Source organism: Colwellia ponticola, from assembly GCF_005885605.1.
GTDB classification, from domain to species: domain Bacteria; phylum Pseudomonadota; class Gammaproteobacteria; order Enterobacterales; family Alteromonadaceae; genus Colwellia; species Colwellia ponticola.
In genome coordinates this window covers 1-19,089 of the sequence record NZ_SZVP01000002.1, presented here as the reverse complement: position 1 = coordinate 19,089, position 19,089 = coordinate 1, and the positions used below count along the sequence as shown (strand labels likewise).

17 protein-coding genes and 4 tRNA genes are annotated in these 19,089 nt (G+C 37.0%); 5 read left to right on the top strand and 16 right to left on the bottom strand.

Translation table 11 applies throughout. From position 1 onward, the window contains the following. Positions 1 to 259: 259 nt before the first annotated feature. From clpX to FCS21_RS03105, 7 genes are all read right to left on the bottom strand, one after another. Positions 260 to 1,534 (bottom strand): ATP-dependent protease ATP-binding subunit ClpX, encoded by a 1,275-nt coding sequence (gene clpX / locus FCS21_RS03135; protein WP_138620552.1) that lies wholly within the window; start codon positions 1,532 to 1,534, stop codon positions 260 to 262. Positions 1,535 to 1,609: 75 nt separating this feature from the next. Then, positions 1,610 to 2,257: an ATP-dependent Clp endopeptidase proteolytic subunit ClpP gene (gene clpP, locus FCS21_RS03130; protein WP_281279957.1), complete on the bottom strand. Its 648-nt coding sequence runs from the start codon at positions 2,255 to 2,257 to the stop codon at positions 1,610 to 1,612. Positions 2,258 to 2,393: 136 nt separating this feature from the next. After that, on the bottom strand, positions 2,394 to 3,701 hold the full coding sequence (gene tig, locus FCS21_RS03125; protein WP_138620550.1) for a trigger factor: 1,308 nt from the start codon (positions 3,699 to 3,701) through the stop codon (positions 2,394 to 2,396). Positions 3,702 to 4,414: 713 nt separating this feature from the next. Then, positions 4,415 to 4,491 (bottom strand) — tRNA-Pro (locus FCS21_RS03120). A gap of 42 nt (positions 4,492 to 4,533) precedes the next feature. Then, positions 4,534 to 4,609, bottom strand: a tRNA-His gene (locus FCS21_RS03115). Positions 4,610 to 4,632: 23 nt separating this feature from the next. After that, positions 4,633 to 4,709, bottom strand: a tRNA-Arg gene (locus FCS21_RS03110). A gap of 47 nt (positions 4,710 to 4,756) precedes the next feature. Further along, positions 4,757 to 4,833: transfer RNA gene (locus tag FCS21_RS03105), tRNA-Pro, on the bottom strand. 371 nt (positions 4,834 to 5,204) lie between these two features. Between FCS21_RS03105 and folD the strand changes: the two genes are divergently transcribed. Beyond that, on the top strand, positions 5,205 to 6,059 hold the full coding sequence (folD, locus tag FCS21_RS03100) for a bifunctional methylenetetrahydrofolate dehydrogenase/methenyltetrahydrofolate cyclohydrolase FolD (RefSeq protein ID WP_138620549.1): 855 nt from the start codon (positions 5,205 to 5,207) through the stop codon (positions 6,057 to 6,059). Positions 6,060 to 6,191: 132 nt separating this feature from the next. On the opposite strand, the gene cysS is transcribed toward folD, so the two are convergent. Continuing rightward, entirely contained in the window at positions 6,192 to 7,601 is a 1,410-nt protein-coding gene (cysS, locus tag FCS21_RS03095) for a cysteine--tRNA ligase (protein ID WP_138620548.1), read from the bottom strand. A gap of 253 nt (positions 7,602 to 7,854) precedes the next feature. On the opposite strand from cysS, the gene FCS21_RS03090 reads away from it, so the two are divergent. Next, a complete protein-coding gene (locus FCS21_RS03090; protein WP_138620547.1) occupies positions 7,855 to 8,346 on the top strand; it encodes a peptidylprolyl isomerase in 492 nt (163 codons plus the stop codon). A 15-nt stretch (positions 8,347 to 8,361) separates the two neighbouring features. Continuing rightward, on the top strand, positions 8,362 to 9,120 hold the full coding sequence (locus FCS21_RS03085) for a UDP-2,3-diacylglucosamine diphosphatase (RefSeq protein WP_138620546.1): 759 nt from the start codon (positions 8,362 to 8,364) through the stop codon (positions 9,118 to 9,120). 101 nt (positions 9,121 to 9,221) lie between these two features. Here FCS21_RS03085 and miaE read toward each other — a convergent pair whose 3' ends face one another. Continuing rightward, the gene (gene miaE, locus FCS21_RS03080; protein ID WP_138620921.1) at positions 9,222 to 9,977 is read right to left on the bottom strand and encodes a tRNA isopentenyl-2-thiomethyl-A-37 hydroxylase MiaE; all 756 of its coding nucleotides are present in this window, start codon (positions 9,975 to 9,977) and stop codon (positions 9,222 to 9,224) included. Positions 9,978 to 10,171: 194 nt separating this feature from the next. Here miaE and FCS21_RS03075 point away from each other — a divergent pair, with 194 nt between their 5' ends. After that, positions 10,172 to 10,477, top strand: a complete 306-nt coding sequence (locus FCS21_RS03075; protein WP_138620545.1) for a hypothetical protein — start codon at positions 10,172 to 10,174, stop codon at positions 10,475 to 10,477. A 254-nt stretch (positions 10,478 to 10,731) separates the two neighbouring features. Continuing rightward, positions 10,732 to 11,331, top strand: coding sequence for a Yip1 family protein (locus FCS21_RS03070; RefSeq protein ID WP_138620544.1), 600 nt, complete (start codon positions 10,732 to 10,734; stop codon positions 11,329 to 11,331). 117 nt (positions 11,332 to 11,448) lie between these two features. On the opposite strand, the gene purF is transcribed toward FCS21_RS03070, so the two are convergent. The 7 genes from purF to FCS21_RS03035 form a co-directional block, all read right to left on the bottom strand. Next, positions 11,449 to 12,966 (bottom strand): amidophosphoribosyltransferase, encoded by a 1,518-nt coding sequence (gene purF, locus FCS21_RS03065; RefSeq protein ID WP_138620543.1) that lies wholly within the window; start codon positions 12,964 to 12,966, stop codon positions 11,449 to 11,451. Positions 12,967 to 13,143: 177 nt separating this feature from the next. After that, positions 13,144 to 13,626 (bottom strand): CvpA family protein, encoded by a 483-nt coding sequence (locus tag FCS21_RS03060; protein WP_138620542.1) that lies wholly within the window; start codon positions 13,624 to 13,626, stop codon positions 13,144 to 13,146. Positions 13,627 to 13,716: 90 nt separating this feature from the next. Next, positions 13,717 to 14,367 (bottom strand): SPOR domain-containing protein, encoded by a 651-nt coding sequence (locus FCS21_RS03055; RefSeq protein WP_138620541.1) that lies wholly within the window; start codon positions 14,365 to 14,367, stop codon positions 13,717 to 13,719. 24 nt (positions 14,368 to 14,391) lie between these two features. After that, complete coding sequence (gene folC / locus FCS21_RS03050) at positions 14,392 to 15,708, bottom strand: bifunctional tetrahydrofolate synthase/dihydrofolate synthase (protein ID WP_138620540.1); 1,317 nt, start codon at positions 15,706 to 15,708, stop codon at positions 14,392 to 14,394. A 77-nt stretch (positions 15,709 to 15,785) separates the two neighbouring features. Continuing rightward, on the bottom strand, positions 15,786 to 16,643 hold the full coding sequence (accD, locus tag FCS21_RS03045; RefSeq protein ID WP_138620539.1) for an acetyl-CoA carboxylase, carboxyltransferase subunit beta: 858 nt from the start codon (positions 16,641 to 16,643) through the stop codon (positions 15,786 to 15,788). 293 nt (positions 16,644 to 16,936) lie between these two features. Further along, positions 16,937 to 17,716, bottom strand: a complete 780-nt coding sequence (truA, locus tag FCS21_RS03040; RefSeq protein ID WP_138620538.1) for a tRNA pseudouridine(38-40) synthase TruA — start codon at positions 17,714 to 17,716, stop codon at positions 16,937 to 16,939. Positions 17,717 to 17,854: 138 nt separating this feature from the next. Next, positions 17,855 to 19,089: FimV/HubP family polar landmark protein (locus tag FCS21_RS03035; protein WP_138620537.1), on the bottom strand; the 1,235-nt coding region annotated here is incomplete at its 5' end.

Genomic DNA, 19,089 nt, shown 5'->3' with positions numbered 1-19,089 from the left:
TTCTTGGGAATTGTTTTAATTAAAATTATAATATGAGTGACTATAGAATCTATATGGGGTTAGGCTGTTCACTTTCAACAAAAGATAAAAAATAATCCTAATTCTATGCATTTTATCGCTTAATACCAAACAGATTAATTCATTGAGCGTATGAAGCTTCATTAATTATGTTGATTAATTACAGTGAATAACTTTAGTTGGGGATCAAAAAAGCCCCTTATAAAAGGGGCTTTAAAATAGTTACGTCTAAAAAGCTCTGTTACTCTTCAGCCGTTTTCTCTTGTTTACTGTCATAAATAACAATCGGCTTACTTTCGCCTTTAATGGTATTTTCATCAACGACTATTTTACTAACGTTTTCTAATGACGGTAACTCATACATAGTATCAAGTAACACTGCTTCAACAATTGAACGCAAACCACGTGCACCCGTTTTTCGATCCATTGCTTTACGGGCAATAGCTTTTAGTGCATCAGTTCTAAATTCTAATTCGACATTTTCCATATCAAATAGCGCAGTAAACTGCTTAGTTAGTGCATTTTTAGGCTCTTGCAATATCTGAATAAGTGCACTTTCGTCAAGTTCACGCAAAGTAGCTAACACAGGTAAACGACCAATAAACTCAGGGATTAAACCGTACTTAACTAAATCTTGTGGTTCAACTTCGGCTAAGCTATCGGTTAATGATTTTTCTTCATCTTTACCGCGAACTTCAGCGCCAAAACCAATACCTGTGCCTTTATGGTTACGTTGTTCAACCACTTTATCTAAGCCTGCAAACGCACCACCACAAATAAAGAGTATTTTAGAAGTATCAACTTGTAAAAACTCTTGTTGTGGATGTTTGCGACCACCTTGTGGTGGTACTGAAGCAACCGTTCCTTCAATAAGTTTTAATAACGCTTGTTGTACCCCCTCACCCGATACATCACGAGTAATAGAAGGGTTATCTGATTTACGTGAAATTTTATCAATTTCATCAATGTAGACAATACCGCGTTGGGCTTTCTCAACATCGTAATCACATTTTTGTAATAACTTTTGAATAATATTTTCTACGTCTTCACCAACATAACCTGCTTCGGTTAAAGTTGTTGCATCAGCCATAGTAAAGGGGACATCTAATAATCGTGCAAGAGTCTGTGCTAGTAATGTTTTACCACTACCTGTTGGTCCGATAAGTAAAATATTACTTTTACCTAATTCAACACCATTATGAGTATCACCATTACGCAATCGCTTGTAATGATTGTAAACAGCAACCGCTAATACTTTTTTAGCATGGTCTTGACCAATAACGTATTCATCTAAGCTTTCACGGATCTCCATAGGAGAAGGTAAAGCTTCTTTACTTTCTTTTGGCGAAATTTCAGAGATTTCTTCACGAATGATGTCGTTACACAACTCAACACATTCATCACAAACAAACACTGATGGGCCAGCAATTAATTTACGTACTTCATGTTGGCTTTTGCCACAAAATGAACAGTAAAGTAACTTGCCGTTATCGCCACCACTTTTAATATCGGTCATACCCTACCTCTAAATTTTTAATACTAAATCCATTTATATTTCAATCTGCATCAATAACAAGTATACACCGAAACACTATTTATCGTTACGTTGCTCTAATATGGCATCAACTAAACCATATTCAACCGCTGCCTCAGCACTTAAAAAGTTATCTCTGTCTGTATCTTTAGATACTTTCTCTAAAGACTGGCCTGTATGGTCAGCCATTAATTTGTTTAATTTATTTTTTATAAATAATATTTCTTTAGCATGAATTTCAAAGTCTGAAGCTTGACCTTGGAAGCCACCTAAAGGCTGATGAATCATTACGCGAGCATTAGGTAAACAATAACGCTTACCTTTTTCACCACCTGATAATAAAAATGCGCCCATACTTGCCGCTTGACCAATACAAACCGTGCTGATATTAGGTCTAATAAACTTCATGGTGTCGTAAATTGCCATACCAGCAGTTACCGAGCCACCTGGCGAATTTATATACAAATAAATATCTTTATCTGGACTTTCAGATTCTAAGAATAATAACTGCGCGATGATCAAGTTAGCCATATGGTCTTCAACTTGACCGCAAAGGAAGATTACACGTTCTTTTAACAGTCTTGAGTAAATATCATATGAACGTTCGCCTTTAGCGGTTTGTTCAACAACCATAGGCACTAACGCGCTTTCAATATTTGCTGCACTGCTTTGTGATGAGACTTGAGCTGTTCTTTGAGATGTGATTTGAGAATTAAACAAGAGTATACCTTCCCTTAATAAATAGTAATGGCTTGTATGTTGCCATACAAGCCATTAAATTTAAGCGATTGCTTAGTTAGTTGTCAATGTAAAACTAATGAAAATTTAACTTTACTTAGTATTACTTAGCTTCTGGATTCATGATCTCGTTGAAGCTAGCTTTTTTATCTGACACTTGAGCTTTTTCAACTAAAAACTCAACAGCTTGCTCTTCTAAAGCAACGTTCTGCATTTGCTGCATAAGCTCTTGGTTATTAGCGTAGTACTCAATAACTTCTTTAGGGTCTTCATAAGCTGAAGCTGCTGAAGCGATTAACTCATTTACTTTAGCGTCATCAACTTTAAGTTCATTTATTTTAATGACTTCACCTAATAGCAAACCAATTTTAACACGACGCTCTGCTTGCTCGGTAAACATTTCCGCAGGAAGTTGTGGTAAGTTTTTAGGATCCATTTGGCCTTGAAAGCGTTGCATCGCTTGTTGACGTAACACATCAACTTCTTGTGTAACAAGTGCTGAAGGTAGTTCAACATCGTGTGCGGCTAATAAACCATCAAGTACTTGTGTTTTAACTTTAGCTTTTACAGCTTGTGTTAATTCACGTGTCATGTTTTTACTTACTTCAGCACGTAATGCTTCAACACCACCTTCTTCAATGCCGAAAAGTTTTGCAAACTCATCGTCAATTTCAGGTAATACCGGGCCTTCATTTTTATGAATAACAATATCAAACTCAGCTTCTTTACCTTTTAGGTTTTCTGCATGGTAATCTTCTGGGAAAGTCACTTTAATAGTTTGCTCATCACCGGCTTTCATACCAATAACTTCTTGCTCAAAACCAGGGATCATACGACCAGCGCCTAGCTCTAATTCAAAACCTTCAGCTTTACCACCTTCAAACTCTTCACCGTCTACACGGCCAGTAAAATCAAGTGTTAATTTATCACCCTCTTTACTTTTACGTTTGTTTTCTTTCCATGTTTGATGTTGTTTTTGTAACGTAACAAACATGTCATCTAAATCAGCATCTGTCACTTCAACTTGTGGACGCTCAATAGCGATCTTATCTAAATCTTTAATTTCAACCACTGGGTATACTTCAAACGTTGCTTCAAACTCTAACGCTTTACCATCTTCATTACTTTTAGCAACAAATGACGGACGACCAGCTGGATTGATTTTTTCTGCAACAATTGCATCAACAAAGTTACGTTGCATCACTTCACCAGCAACTTCTTGACGTACTGATTGACCGTAACGTTTTTGAATAACTGATGGTGGAACTTTACCAGGACGGAAACCGTTAATACGCTGTGTTTTACTGATTTGACGAAGACGGTTCTTAACTTCTACATCTACTTTTTCGGCAGGAACAGAAATAGTCAGACGACGTTCCAAACCTTGGGTAGTCTCAACTGAAACTTGCATTTTAATACCTCAAAAAAACTTAGCGTATTACGCTTTTATACATCAATCGATGCTAATACTTTGATAGAAATTTAATAAACTTATCGAAGTAAATAGCAAATGATGCCATTTTATAAAATTTATGACGACGAATTATAGCGATAGCAAAAAAAAGTTGCAAGGTGTAATACGACATGACTTAGGATTTTATCTATTGACAATAGTTGGACAGAAAGGGCTGCCCATGATGTCAAGCTAGAGTCGTGCTAATAGAGCGTAAGAGGTTATAAAATCAAAGTGTGGCTGAACTTAGTAACACCCAAACCAATAACTTGGTTTTGAAACTAGTTTAAACTGAGGATAATTTAAGAAGATAAAATAAAAGTGGTCGGTGATGCAAGATTCGAACTGGCGACTGAACTTAGTAACACCCAAACCAATAACTTGGTTTTGAAACTAGTTTAAACTGAGGATAATTTAAGAAGATAAAATAAAAGTGGTCGGTGATGCAAGATTCGAACTGGCGACTGAACTTAGTAACACCCAAACCAATAACTTGGTTTTGAAACTAGTTTAAACTGAGGATAATTTAAGGAGATAAAATAAAAGTGGTCGGTGATGCAAGATTCGAACTGGCGACTGAACTTAGTAACACCCAAACCAATAACTTGGTTTTGAAACTAGTTTAAACTGAGGATAATTTAAGGAGATAAAATAAGGAGATAAAATAAAAGTGGTCGGTGATGCAAGATTCGAACTTGCGACCCCTTGGACCCAAACCAAGTGCGCTACCAAGCTGCGCTAATCACCGATATTTATACTTTTATCAACTACTTCAGAAAGAAGTAAAAGATGGGGTGGCTAAAGGGACTTGAACCCTCGACAACCGGAATCACAATCCGGGGCTCTACCAACTGAGCTATAGCCACCATAACATTCCCATACCTAAATATGGCGCGCCCTGCAGGATTCGAACCTGCGACCCACGCCTTAGAAGGGCGTTGCTCTATCCGGCTGAGCTAAGGGCGCAATTCCCTACAAAGGCATAGTCACTTAATTTTTATAGTAAAAATAAGTGGTCGGTGATGCAAGATTCGAACTTGCGACCCCTTGGACCCAAACCAAGTGCGCTACCAAGCTGCGCTAATCACCGATTTATGCTGTTGTCAGACCCAATGAATTGTGTCGTTTCAACGGATGCGGATATTACCGAGTTGCTTAACTTCAGTCAAACCTTTTTTATAAATAAATAGCTGTTCGGTTATTTTTAAGACAAGTCGCTGAATTATCCCACTAACCACAATGATGATTGTTGTTTATTTACACCGACAGTAACTTAATTGTTATTTTAGTAATACGATATAAGCAGCATTAAAATAAAATGCTTATTAAATAAAGTAAACCTACAATACAGATATAGTTTATGGCAAAATACTGATGGGTTTCATCACTTAAAACTACCCATGTAAGCTATCAGTTTACACCATTAAACCTTCATTCATAACCAAGGCCTACAGCAGACTTATGACAGCATCATTGATCGATGGCAAAGCAATTGCCAAACAGCTTAGAGATTCAGTTAAAGAGAGAGTTAACTTACGTATCAAAAATGGCCAAAGAGCGCCTGGCTTAGCCGTTATTCTTGTTGGCTGCGATCCTGCCTCAGAAGTATATGTAGGTAGTAAACGTAAAGCATGTGAAGAAGTAGGGTTTATTTCTCGTTCTTATGATTTACCTAAGACTACTTCTGAGCAAGAGTTACTCGCGTTAGTACATGAATTAAATAACGATGATGCTATCGATGGTATATTAGTACAGCTACCTTTACCTGAAGGGTTAAATGCTGATTTAATTATTGAGCATATCAACCCACTTAAAGATGTCGATGGCTTCCACCCTTCTAACGTAGGTAAATTAGCCTTAAGACAACCGGGTTTAAGGCCTTGTACACCTAAAGGTATTATTACGCTTATCAAATCAACCGGCGTTGATCCTAAAGGTTTAGACGCACTGGTCATTGGCGCCTCTAATATTGTTGGACGCCCTATGGGTTTAGAATTGTTACTTGCTAAATGCACCGTAACGTCAACACACCGCTTTACCAAAGATTTAGAGAGTAAAGTGCGCAGTGCTGATCTGATTGTTGTAGCGGTCGGTAGACCTAACTTTATTCCAGGTGAGTGGATTAAAGAAGGCGCTATCGTTATTGATGTAGGTATCAATCGCTTAGATAACGGTACATTAGTAGGAGATGTAGGTTTTGACATAGCTAAAGAAAGAGCGGCATTTATTACTCCTGTTCCAGGTGGTGTTGGTCCAATGACCGTTGCTAGCCTTATTGAAAATACGCTTATTGCTTGTGAGCAAGGAACAAAATAGTAGCGTTATTTTACCACTTACCGCATGCTAATATTTAGAGCTAAGTAGCTTAAAACTGAATAAAAAAAGGGTGAATACTAAAATATAGTACTCACCCTTTTTGTTATTTCTAGTCTTTAAACTCTTAATAAGTTACGCTTTTCGCCAAGTGGTCTTACCGGCACTGTCTTCTAAAATAACATTCATGGCATTCAATTTGTCACGAGCATCGTCGGCAAGCGCCCAATCTTTATCACTACGAGCTTGGTTACGTTGCACAATAAGCGCTTCAATTATCGCCACTTCATCATTATCATTGTCACCTTGTAAAAAAGCAGCGGGGTCAAGTTGTAATAAACCAATAACCTCACCTAGCGCAACTAACGTAGAGGCTAAATCACTGGCTAAAGCCTCGTTATTATCGGCCTTAGCAACATTTAACTCTTTTGATAATTCAAACAACACCGCCAATGCTTGTGGCGTATTAAAATCATCATCCATGGCTTGGCAAAACTGTTTTACAACACTCGATTCTCTATCTAGCACATAATCACTTGGTATGGTTACATCACGAAGCGAGGTATAAATGCGCTCTACCGAAGCTCTTGCTTGTGTTAAATTATCAACAGAATAGTTTAACTGGCTACGGTAGTGACCTGTTGTTAAGAAGAAACGCACTGTTTCAGCATCATATTGTGCTAATACATCACGTATAGTAAAAAAATTACCTAACGATTTAGACATTTTTTCTTGGTCAACTTGTACCATACCTGTGTGCATCCAGTAGTTGACATAAGGAGTATTAAGCGCACAACAACTTTGAGCAATTTCATTTTCATGATGAGGGAAGGTTAAATCAGAGCCGCCACCATGAATATCAAAATGATGACCTAACTCCTTAGCGTTCATCGCCGAACATTCAATATGCCAACCAGGACGACCTTCACCCCATGGCGATGACCAGCTTGGCTCACCCGGCTTAGCCGATTTCCATAAAACAAAATCAAGTGGGTTATGTTTATTTTGATCAACATCTACCCGTGAACCGGCTTGTAATTGCTCAAGATTTTGACCGCTAAGCTTACCGTAATTCGCATAACTCGACACATCAAACAAAACATCGCCCTGCCCAGTTTCTTGAGCATTTTCGCCTGCAACATAAGCATGCTCTTTAGCCACTAAGGTTTCAATCATAGTAATGATTTCATCCATGTGAGTGGTTACTCTAGGCTCTAAATCAGGTCTGGCCATATTAAGTGCATCAAAGTCTTGGTGCATTGCCGCAATAGTACGCTGAGTTAAGGCTTCTGGTGTTTCATTATTTTCATTAGCACGATTAATTATTTTATCTTCAACGTCGGTAATGTTACGAACATAATTGACTTCATAACCGGAAAATCGTAAATAACGGGCTATATTATCAAAGCTAATATAAGTACGACCGTGACCAATGTGACATAAATCATAAACAGTGCAACCACAAACATATAAGCCGACTTTACCTGGATTAATTGGTGTAAAGGTTTCTTTTTTACGACTTAAGGTGTTGTAAATCTGCAACATGATGTTTTATGACTCCTACTGAATAGATTATTATTTAATAATATGATGGATAGTAACGCTGACTAGTTAAGTTAACTAGTCATCTTAACTGGCAACCTTAACTACACCTTAAATAAGGGCGGCTAATTGTACCTTAACAAACCTAAAGGATCACCAATACTAATGCACTTTATAGCAAGTTAGCGTACAATTATCGCAATTAATTTACTAATTATTTATTAACACTTTTATTAACACTAACTGAGAGACAACTATGATCGTATTAAAAACCAACCTTGGCGATATCAAAATTGAATTAGACTTCGATAACGCGCCGGTTACTGCTAAAAACTTCCAACAATATGTTGAAGAAGGTCATTATAATGGCACTATTTTTCACCGTGTTATTAAAGGCTTTATGGCACAAGGTGGTGGTTTTGCTCCAGGCTTAGAAGAGAAAGAAACTCGTGCTAGCATTAAAAATGAAGCTAACAACGGTTTAAGTAACAAACGCGGTAGCTTAGCTATGGCAAGAACTCAAGAGCCTCATTCAGCATCTGCACAGTTTTTCATTAACTTAACCGATAATAACTTCCTCGATTTTACTGCTGAAAATATGCAAGGCTGGGGCTACTGTGTATTTGGTAATGTGGTTGAAGGTATGGACATTGTTGATAAAATGACCTTAGTTGAAACTGGTAATTTACACGGTCATGGCGATGTACCCAAAGAAGATATAGTCGTTGAATCAGCGATTGTTGAATAATTTCAGCACATTGTAATGACTGATAAGAATAAAAATAAAAGATCAGCAATAAGTTACTTTATTGCTGATCTACATTTAAGCGAAAACAGGCCTGATATAAGCGCCTGTTTTTTAAATTTTTTAAACACTGATGCCAAACAAGCTGAAAAGCTTTATATCTTAGGCGACTTATTTGAAGCTTGGGTCGGTGATGACGACGACAGCCCTTATTTGAAAAATATTGCTGATGCGCTGACTACACTGAGTAATTCAGGGACAGAAATATTTTACATTCATGGCAATAGAGATTTTCTTTTAGGTAAACGCTACGCTAAAAAAGCAAGTATGTCGTTACTGCCTGAAATAAAAACCATAGATCTTTATGGCCAACATGTCGTTATAATGCACGGTGATACCTTGTGTACACGCGATGTTGACTATCAGCACTTTAGAAAAAAATCACGCACGTGGTGGTGGCAAGCAGCAATAAAAAGCCTACCTTTATTTGTGCGAAAAAAAATAGCTGAAAACTATAGAAAAAAAAGTGCTGCCGCTACCGCGATAAAATCACAAGATATTATGGATGTCACTGAAAATGAAGTGGTCAAGTGCTTAGAGGAATATAACAGTCAACTCTTAATTCATGGTCATACACACAGACCCGCCGTACATCAGTTGTGTGCTAATGGCGCTAGCGCTCAACGTATAGTGTTAGGTGATTGGTATGAACAAGGTGCATGGCTTAAAGTAACTCCTGATTCTATTGAGCTCTTATATCAACCACTGCCTCAGTAACTAAATAGTATGGCTAAGTTAAGTTAACTAACTTACTGAAGTGCTTAGTAATATATTACTTCATCAAGTTTTATTAAGGCTAAGCACAAACAACATATCAATTAGACTGGGCTACCAGAGTGGAATTTAAAGTCATCATCAGATGACTGAATAAGCTCTGCTTCAATATCAGCAAAAAAATTAACTCTGTCTGTTATATCTACTTTTGAAATCTGTTCGGCTAGGGCTAAATAGTCTTGATAATGTCGAGCTTCCGAGCGAAGTAGAGATAAATAGAATTTACCTATTTTAGGGTCAAGATGCGGCGCTATTTTAGCGAATCGTTCACAAGAGCGCGCTTCTATATACGCACCAATAATTAACTTATCAATTAATGCTTCTGGCTCATAAGTACGCACATTTTTAAGCATACCTTTAGCATAGCGTGATGCGGGGATAGGATCATAAGGGATATTATTTTCTTCAATAATCTCTAGCACTTGATAAAAGTGATGTAACTCTTCTCTTATTAATAGCACCATTTTATCAACCATATCTTGTCCGTATGAACAATCAGGTTTCGCTTTAATCGACTTAGATAAAACATTCATCCCTTTAAGCGTTTCAGTATTACCTATCCGCTTATAAGCAAAGTTCTCATAAGGTTTCATAAGATCTGTTAATTGCTCTACTCCTTCTGACGTTAAGGCATAACGCTTAAGTAGAAATAATGCACTTTGAGAAGCTTTTAACTCACAAATCAAATGATCTCGAAGAAGGATTGGTAAATTTTCTGATTTTTTAGCTTCATCAACCCAAGCAGCGGGCGTAGAGCATTTTAAAAAAGCGTTAATAGGAGTTAATAATTCTTGGTACATTACTTTTGAGTTCAATATGTTTTAATCATTAAGCCTATTTTAACATGAATAGTTATATTCTTTACCAAAATTAATAGATTGTGATGATATCAGTGATAGCCATTTATCTGTCTTTTTAATCACTACCCTGTTTTCAACTCGTATTTATTGAGATACTAGCAAAATATGTTTTTCCCTTACACAGGTATAACTTTATGTCCTCAACACTAAAAAAAGTACTGACCAATAAAAATGCCGCTCAAACGTTGCTAAAGAAACATGAAAATTTAACGCACAGCGAAAATATGAAAGTGGTATCTCATGTTCAACGAGAAACTGATGACTGGATAATTAATACCCTAATGCTAGATAACATTGATGTGCCCTTTAAATATAAACGCAAAAAACACTATAAAAGCTTACAAGGACAAAGAGTTAATCTAACTTATTATCCTGACACTGAACTTATTGCAGGCTTTAGTATTGAGGTAATGTCTGTAGTGCGAACCAAAATAAGCTAGCTTTTAGCTTAAATAGTTATTTATTTATAACTTAAAGTTATTAAAAACATATCTAATAGAGCTTTGTTGTTTATTTAATCAAGATAGCTTGACGGATCACCTTATATCTTTCATAACTAAGAGTGTAATAAGAATAGAAGTAGTCATTGTGTAGATATTTAACTTTTACATATAACTTATATAAAAATAATAAGTTATAACTATGAATGAGCTACCAAGTACTTTTCAAATACTTACGTGCGAGAGGATTAATTATGATACTAAACCACATTTGGGGATTGTATACCCACCCTAAAGAAGAGTGGCATGTTATTGAAAAACGCCATGAGAGCTTAAGCTACAGCTTAATCCATATTTTAACTATATCGTTAATCCCCGCAATATGTAGTTATTATGCTGCTGCTTATATAGGTTGGACCATTGGTGCAGGCGACCCTATTAAAGTCAGTATTCCTACTGCACAAATGATGGCTATTAGTATGTACTTCGCCTTAGTTTTTGGCGTATTCGCTTTAGCCTACCTAATACAATGGATGGCCAAAACATTCGATTCTAAACCTAACTTTATTCAAGCGTTAGAGCTTGCTGCTTATACAGCAACACCATTACTGATGGTCGGTATTACGGCTTTGTTCCCCGTATTATGGTTTGTTGCTTTATGTGGCATGGCTGCTTTAGCTTACTCGGTATACTTACTTTATTCAGGTGTGCCTATTATGATGAACATCCCTGAAGACAAAGGCTTTATTTACTCAAGCTCAGTGGTAACCGCTGGTTTAGTCTTGTTGGTGACTTTAATGGCATTTACTGCAATGATGTGGACTATGGGCTTTGGTCCTGAGTTTATTGCTTAATTTAAACTTATTAACTTAGATTTAGTTAACGAAAGCTAATAAAAAAAGCCTTATTTGTATTTAACAAATAAGGCTTTTTTGTGTTTTTATTTTTCAGGGAGGTAAGTCGTTTAAGCCTTACTCTGCGCCTTCATTATACATATCAATGATAGAGTCAGCGTTTTTGTCTGACGCTTCTTTACTGGTGTTATTACGCAAAGCATCTAACCTTTCTAAATATTTTTGGTCTATATCATTAGTGACGTAGTTACCATCAAACACCGAAGTATCAAAAGTCTTAATTTCTGGATTACCAACACTAACAGCGGTGATTAAATCTTCAATAGATTGGAATATTAGCTTATCTGCGCCAATTAAATCACAAATATCATCTAATTCACGACCATGTGCAATTAATTCATTAGCACTTGGCATATCTATACCGTAAACATTAGGAAAGCGTACTTCTGGTGCAGCTGAAGCAAAGTAGACCTTATTAGCGCCAGCAGAACGTGCCATATTAATAATTTGCTCAGAGGTTGTACCACGCACAACAGAGTCATCTACGAGTAATACATTTTTACCTTTAAACTCTGCTTTAATCGCATTAAGTTTTTGACGTACCGATTTTTTACGCTGCTCTTGCCCTGGCATAATAAAAGTACGGCCAATATAGCGGTTTTTAACAAAGCCTTGACGGTAAGGCAAGTCAAGGTGATGTGCTATTTGCAACGCAATATCACAAGATGTTTCTGGAATTGGAATAACAACGTCAATATCAACATCTTGCCATTCTACTGCTATTTTTTCACCTAACTTAGTACCCATTTCTACACGTGAGGCATAGACAGACATTTTATCCATGGTTGAGTCAGGACGAGCAAAATAAACAAATTCAAAAATACACGGACTATAAACTGGGTTATCAGAACATTGTTGACTATGAATTTGACCATTTTCTGAAAAGAAAATAGCTTCGCCAGGTGCAACATCACGCACAAACTCAAAACAGCATGCATCAAGCGCAACCGATTCAGAGGCAACCATATATTCAACACCCAACTCAGTTTCTCGCTTGCCAAACACTAGTGGACGTATGCCATTAGGATCTCGAAAAGCAACCATACCGTGACCAACAATTAACGCGACTGTAGCGTATGCACCTCGGACACGTTTATGCACGTTAGCAACTGCATTGAAGATATCATCAGGAGCAAGTGTTATGCTTTTACTTTGTTGTAATTCATGCGCTAAAATATTTAGCAAAACTTCTGAATCTGACGTGGTATTAACATGACGGCGAGCCTCATTAAATAACCATTTTCTTAATTCTTCTGCGTTGGTTAAATTACCGTTGTGAGCTAACGAGATACCAAAAGGTGAGTTCGCATAAAAAGGCTGTGCTTCTGAAGAGCTAGACGTTCCCGCTGTTGGATAACGAATATGACCAATACCAATATTCCCTTGTAAACGAAGCATATGACGGGTATGAAAAACATCTTTAACCAGGCCATTACCTTTTCTTAATCTAAAAGTATTATTATGAATGGTTACTATACCTGCGGCATCTTGACCACGATGCTGCAGCACGGTTAATCCATCATATATATTTTGACTAACAGGGGTTTTACCAACAATACCTACAACACCACACATAAAACTCTCTCCACAAAAAAATGCTGACAATACTTATATAAACTAGGCGGTTTGCCTAGTCTGACATTAAACAACGTCTTAAGATTGAATTTGAAGATATTGACATAATATCCCATAAATTACTGTATACAGATTGACTCTGTATGAGCCTAGCCATTACGAATAAAACAGTAACAGTTAGGTTAAAAAACTTGAGGTTCCTTTGAGATACTCAAAAAACCACTCAACAACCAAAGTAAACTCTGGTATTAATTGCGAACTCTGCCACCACGGCGTTTTTGCTGCTCCAGTAAAAGCATCAACAAAAAATAATAAAGCACTGACGATAAGTACGCCACGAAGCGCACCAAAAACAAGCCCTAAAATACGATCAGTACCAGAAAGGCCTGTTTTACTGACTAGTTGGCCAATAAGGTAATTAACTAAAGCGCCAAGTATTAAAGTGGTAATGAAAAGAATGGCCACGGCTGCGGCATTGCGTAAAAATGGATCAGAAATATTGGTTAATAAATTTGCTAGATTTCCGTAAAAACTACTGGCAATGAAGAAAGCACTGATCCAAATAATCAAGGATACCGCTTCTTTGGCAAAGCCACGTATTAAACTAACTAATGTAGATATGCCTATAATGGCTAAAATGGTGTAGTCTATCCAAACCATAATTTGAGTGTCTCATTGAGTTTTTTAGAAATCAGAGGCGCGAATTCTACCAGTATTAGCAAAACAATGCCTAGTATTTTATAGAAACCGCTATTTATTTACTTCGAAATAAGCGACCTTACCTTGGATCCCCGTAAGCTCATGTAAAGCAGGTAACTTATTAACCATTGATGACTTAATTAGCTCAGGGCCAATGATCACCTTAGTTAGCATACCTTGCTTTGTTTTTATAGGCTTGGTGAACGTTACATAGCCTTTAGCATTTAATTTTTTCACTAACTCGTCAACATTATTTTTGTTTCTAAAGCTACCTAAATGAATAACCCAAGCTTCTTTAGCAATAGCTTTTTCAGGTAAACTTTCACTTGGCTTACTGACGGCTTTACTCTCAGGCTCTGTGGTAGTATTTACGGTAGCTTGTGATACTTTATCTTTGATTACCGGTGTTTTCACGGCTAAATTATCAACAACACCTTGGCTAGTATTGGCATTACTGCGACTAGGTATATCATCATCAATAGCTTTTTCATTTGAGATTGGTGCAATATTTTTTCGGACTAATTTATCTTCAGGAAAGGGTTTATTTGTTAGTTCACCTGAAAAGGTATCTACTTGGGGAATAGGCTCAAAATCATTTTTTGCTGACTTTTTTTCACCATCAAGTAAATCAGGTAAGAAAATAATAACAATGGCTGCAACAATAATAGTACCGACAAGGCGATTTTGAAACGGTGTAGACACGAGACACTCCTAAGTAAATTCGATTTAACTAACAAATAGCAGCTGAGATTTTATCTTTGCAACCGTAAAAAAAGAACCAAAAACAAGAATTAAGTCTGCAGCACTCGCTTGTTGATTCGCCATGTTAAATGCCTCAGCAATATTATCAAAAGCATTTACCTCATCACTCAATAAAGCTAATTTACTCGTCATCATTTGTGTTGTCGCCGCTCTTGGTACACTTAATGCACCAGTATACCAAAAATCAACATCATTTTTTAATGCTTCTAAACTCGCACTAATGTCTTTATCAGCAAGCATAGATACTACCGCATAAATATGCTGATAGTTATTCAGCGCTTTTACTTGCTTAAGGTAACCGGCAAGGTAACGAGTTGCCTGAGGGTTGTGTCCAACATCAAGAATGACATCACAGCGACCTTTTTGCTTTACGAGCTCTGTCCGTCCTGCTAGCTTAGTTTTTGAAATAACATCATTGACAAATTGAGTAGTAAGAGAAACGTTAAGCTGTTCTAACACCATTAATGCGGTCGCGACATTATCACGAGGAATATAAGGTGCTTGTAATCCTGTTAACTGTACTTTTTTTGATTGCCAGTGCCATAGGCACTCTTTGCTAGTAACAGTAAAATCTCGGTCACGTACAAAAACTCTTTCTTCATTATTTTTATGCAAATGGTTGGCATGTGCCAAGACAGACTTAGGTGTATTCGTATCACCAATAACAATATCTTGCTCTGCTCGCATAATACCCGCTTTTTCAAAACCGATAGTCTCTCGGTCATTCCCAAGAAAACTTTGATGGTCAAGATCTACTGTGGTAATAACAGCAATATCCGCATTAATAATGTTAGTGGCATCTAAGCGTCCGCCAAGGCCAACTTCAAGAATAATGAAACGAGGTCTAACCTGCATTAACACCAGTAGTGCTGCTAACGTTGTATATTCATAATAACTTAGTGAAATTTCTGCTCGAGCATGTTCAATCAGCTTAAAAGCCTCTATTAACGGCTGATCTGCTATATCTTCTTTATTAATTCGAAGTCGCTCATTGAAATGTACAATATGAGGAGATGAATAAACAGCAACACCCTGCTCAGCGTCAATACCATCACAGCTGAGTAAGGCATTTTCGATAAAAGCACAAGTAGTGCCTTTACCATTAGTACCTGCAACCGTAATTACCTTAGCAAAGCTTAAATCAATAGCTAAACGTGTCGCAACTTTACCAATGCGAGATAAGCCGAGATCTATCTCACTGCTATGTAAATTTTCTAAATAAGAAAGCCACTGATCGAGATGAATAAAATCTTGATAGTGGCTTGAATTGTATTTTGACATTTATTTTATCAATAGCTAATTTGAGTAAAAAGGTAGTTTGAGTAAAACAGATACTAACGACTACGGGCTAATCTCATTTATGAAACTACGCTATCGCATCCCATAAACTTAGCCAACATACGTGCTAAGGTTATTCTCATTTCACGGCGATCAACAATCATATCAATAGCGCCTTTTTCTAATAAGAATTCACTACGCTGGAAGCCTTCAGGTAGTTTTTCTCTCACTGTTTGTTCTATAACACGAGGGCCAGCAAAACCAATAAGTGCTTTAGGCTCGGCAACATTAATGTCACCTAGCATAGCTAAACTGGCTGAAACTCCACCCATAGTAGGATCCGTTAATACGGAAACATAAGGTAGGCCTTTTTCGCTCATTTTAGCGAGTGCGGCACTTGTTTTAGCCATTTGCATTAAAGAGAAAAGCGCTTCTTGCATACGCGCACCGCCACTGGCAGAAAAACATATAAAAGGAATATTATGCTCTAAGCAATATTCAGCACCTTTAACAAAACGAGCCCCAACAACAGAAGCCATGGAACCACCTAAAAACCCAAACTCAAAAGCAGCAACAACGACAGGCATACCATGTAGTTCACCTTTCATCACTACAAGGGCATCTTTTTCACCGGTACTTTTTTGGGCGGCACTGAGGCGATCTTTATATTTTTTAGAGTCTTTAAACTTTAAAATATCTTGTGCTTCAAACTCTTCCCCTAATTCCTGACGATTATCTTGATCAAGAAAACTATCAATACGTTTACGTGCACTAATGCGCATGTGATGATCACATTTAGGACAAACTGATATTTGTCGTTCTAATTCGCTTTTATAAAGTACCGCATTACATGAGTTACATTTACTCCATACGCCTTCAGGAATATTACTTTTTTGGGTGTTTTTTGCTCTTGGGAGAATTTTTTCTATCCAGCTCATAATTTTATTTTGCCTGTTGCAACGAAATATCTGTCGATTTATTGATGGAGAAGGACCACTAAACGTTAGTGTAAACTAATATTTAGGACTTGTTGATCTTTTCATGGTTAAATTCTTGTAGAGATAATACCCCAAAAATTAACAGCCACTACTATAAACCGCATATTAAACCATACTATAACCTATACAATATAGAAAAAACTGGTCTGCTGAGTAAATAGTATTAATTCGGTTAATTTTTAACTGATAATTGCTCTTTAAAATGCTAATTTAAAAAGCAATAAAGATAAAAATTATAAAAATAAAGGCCCTAAACGGCTTTTAGGTAACTCAAAATGCTCGGGGTAATCAACATCAACAAAGTATAACCCTTCTGGTGGCGCAGTCACTCCAGCAACACAGCGATTTTTAGCTAACAGGACTTCTTTCATCCATTGTGGCGTTTCTTGTGCTTGACCAACGCGCATTAAACTACCAACAATATTTCGTACCATGTGATGTAAAAAAGCATTCGCTTTAATATCAACCACAATATAGTCACCCTGTCTTGTTATGCGGCAATGTTTAATAGTACGAATAGCTGAATGAGATTGACAGTGCACTGTTCTAAATGAGGTAAAATCATGCTGTCCTATAAGAAAATCGGCCCCTTGTTGCATAAGGTTTTCATCAAGAGCATAGTGAAAGTGGCTGATGCCATGACTTAAAATAGCGGATCTGAGCGGTTTATTATAAATAATATAACGGTAATTACGCGCTGTAGCACTAAAGCGAGCATGAAAATCATCACCAACTCTTTTTACCCAGGCTATGGCAATATCACAAGGTAAATGTGTATTTACCCCTAATGTCCAAGCAATATCTTTGCGCGTTTTTGAGGTATCAAAATGAATAACCTGGTTAGTCGCATTAACACCAGTATCAGTACGACCGGCACAAATAACAGCTATGGGTTCATCAGCAATTTTAGATAATGCCTTTTCTACTTTTTCTTGTACCGTAATAACATTATTTTGGCGTTGCCAACCACAATAGTTTTTACCATCGTATTCAATGCCTAACGCATAACGCATGCAAGTCTGCCTTCTTAGTGATGAGATTATTGTCGCTGCGTATTATCCTTTATTTTACTCTGTTAGGCTATTATCAATATGAGCTAGGTAATTAATATCTTAAATTAACTGCTAAAGTTAGTACTTAATATTAACACCCTAGATTGAATCTAATAACTTTTTCGCTTCAGCTTTTTGTGTTGTATCTCCTTTTAAAAGCACCTCTTGTAAAATAACTTGTGCATTTTCTTGGTCATTCATTTCTAGATACATTTTTGCTAAATCTAATTGACTCGACATTGAACCATTTTCATCAACATCGATACCTTGGTTATTATCAGCGTACTGACCTAAGCCAACATCAATATTAGTTTTTTCATAAGGCTCTGATACATCGGTGTCAGCTAAACTATCAGAAAGTAGGTCATCAACAGTGACATAACTTTCAACCTGTGCCGCACTTGGCGAACCAGTATCATTATTTGCGCTAAGATCCACATCAACTAAGCTATCTCCTATATCGTCACCAATATAATCATTATCTGTTGATGTGGTTGCTGATTCCTCTTCAATATTAGCTAATAACTCATCAAAATCGACATTACCTAGCGCTTCAATAGTACTTCGCTCATCACCATCGTCAATTAACTCTTCATCTGCAGTTTCTTTTAATAAGTCAGCTAATACATCTTCATCGTTAAAATCAGGTGAATTTTCTGCGACAAGCTCTGACTCTTCAGCTGACTCTTCAGATAACAAATGACTTAACTCAGATTCACTAAAACCATCACTAACGTTATTCTTAGCCGATTTATTCGTGAGTGAATCTGTTAGATCATCACCAATATCGTCTTTTTCTTCTTCAACATTTGATAACGATTCATTATAATTAGTGTTATCAGCAATTAAAGCATCAATATCAAAATCGTCATTTAATTCATTATCTTGATCATGTTCTAAAGTTTCACTAACGGGAGCAGAGCTACTTTCCTTAGTTAAAATATCGCTAAAGTCAGCGGTTAAAAATGGTGTAACATATTCAGCTGTAAACTCAGCTATCTTCGCTTCATTTTCTGCGATTTCATCTTGAATTTTTTGCTCTTCACTGGTTAGCGTAGGCATTTCATCAGCTTTTATTTCTGGCTGTACTGCTGGTGTTGGATCAACCTTTTCAGCCTCCTCTGCAATAGAATTTTCTAGCGCGGGTGCTTTTGCTGCCGCTGGTGTTTCACCTGACATTGACTCAAGTAAAGCATCAATGTCATCAGGATCGCTTAACTCAGTATTGTCATCGTCTGCCGCTGGTGTTTCACCTGACATTGACTCAAGTAAAGCATCAATGTCATCAGGATCGCTTAACTCAGTATTGTCATCGTCTGCCGCTGGTGTTTCAC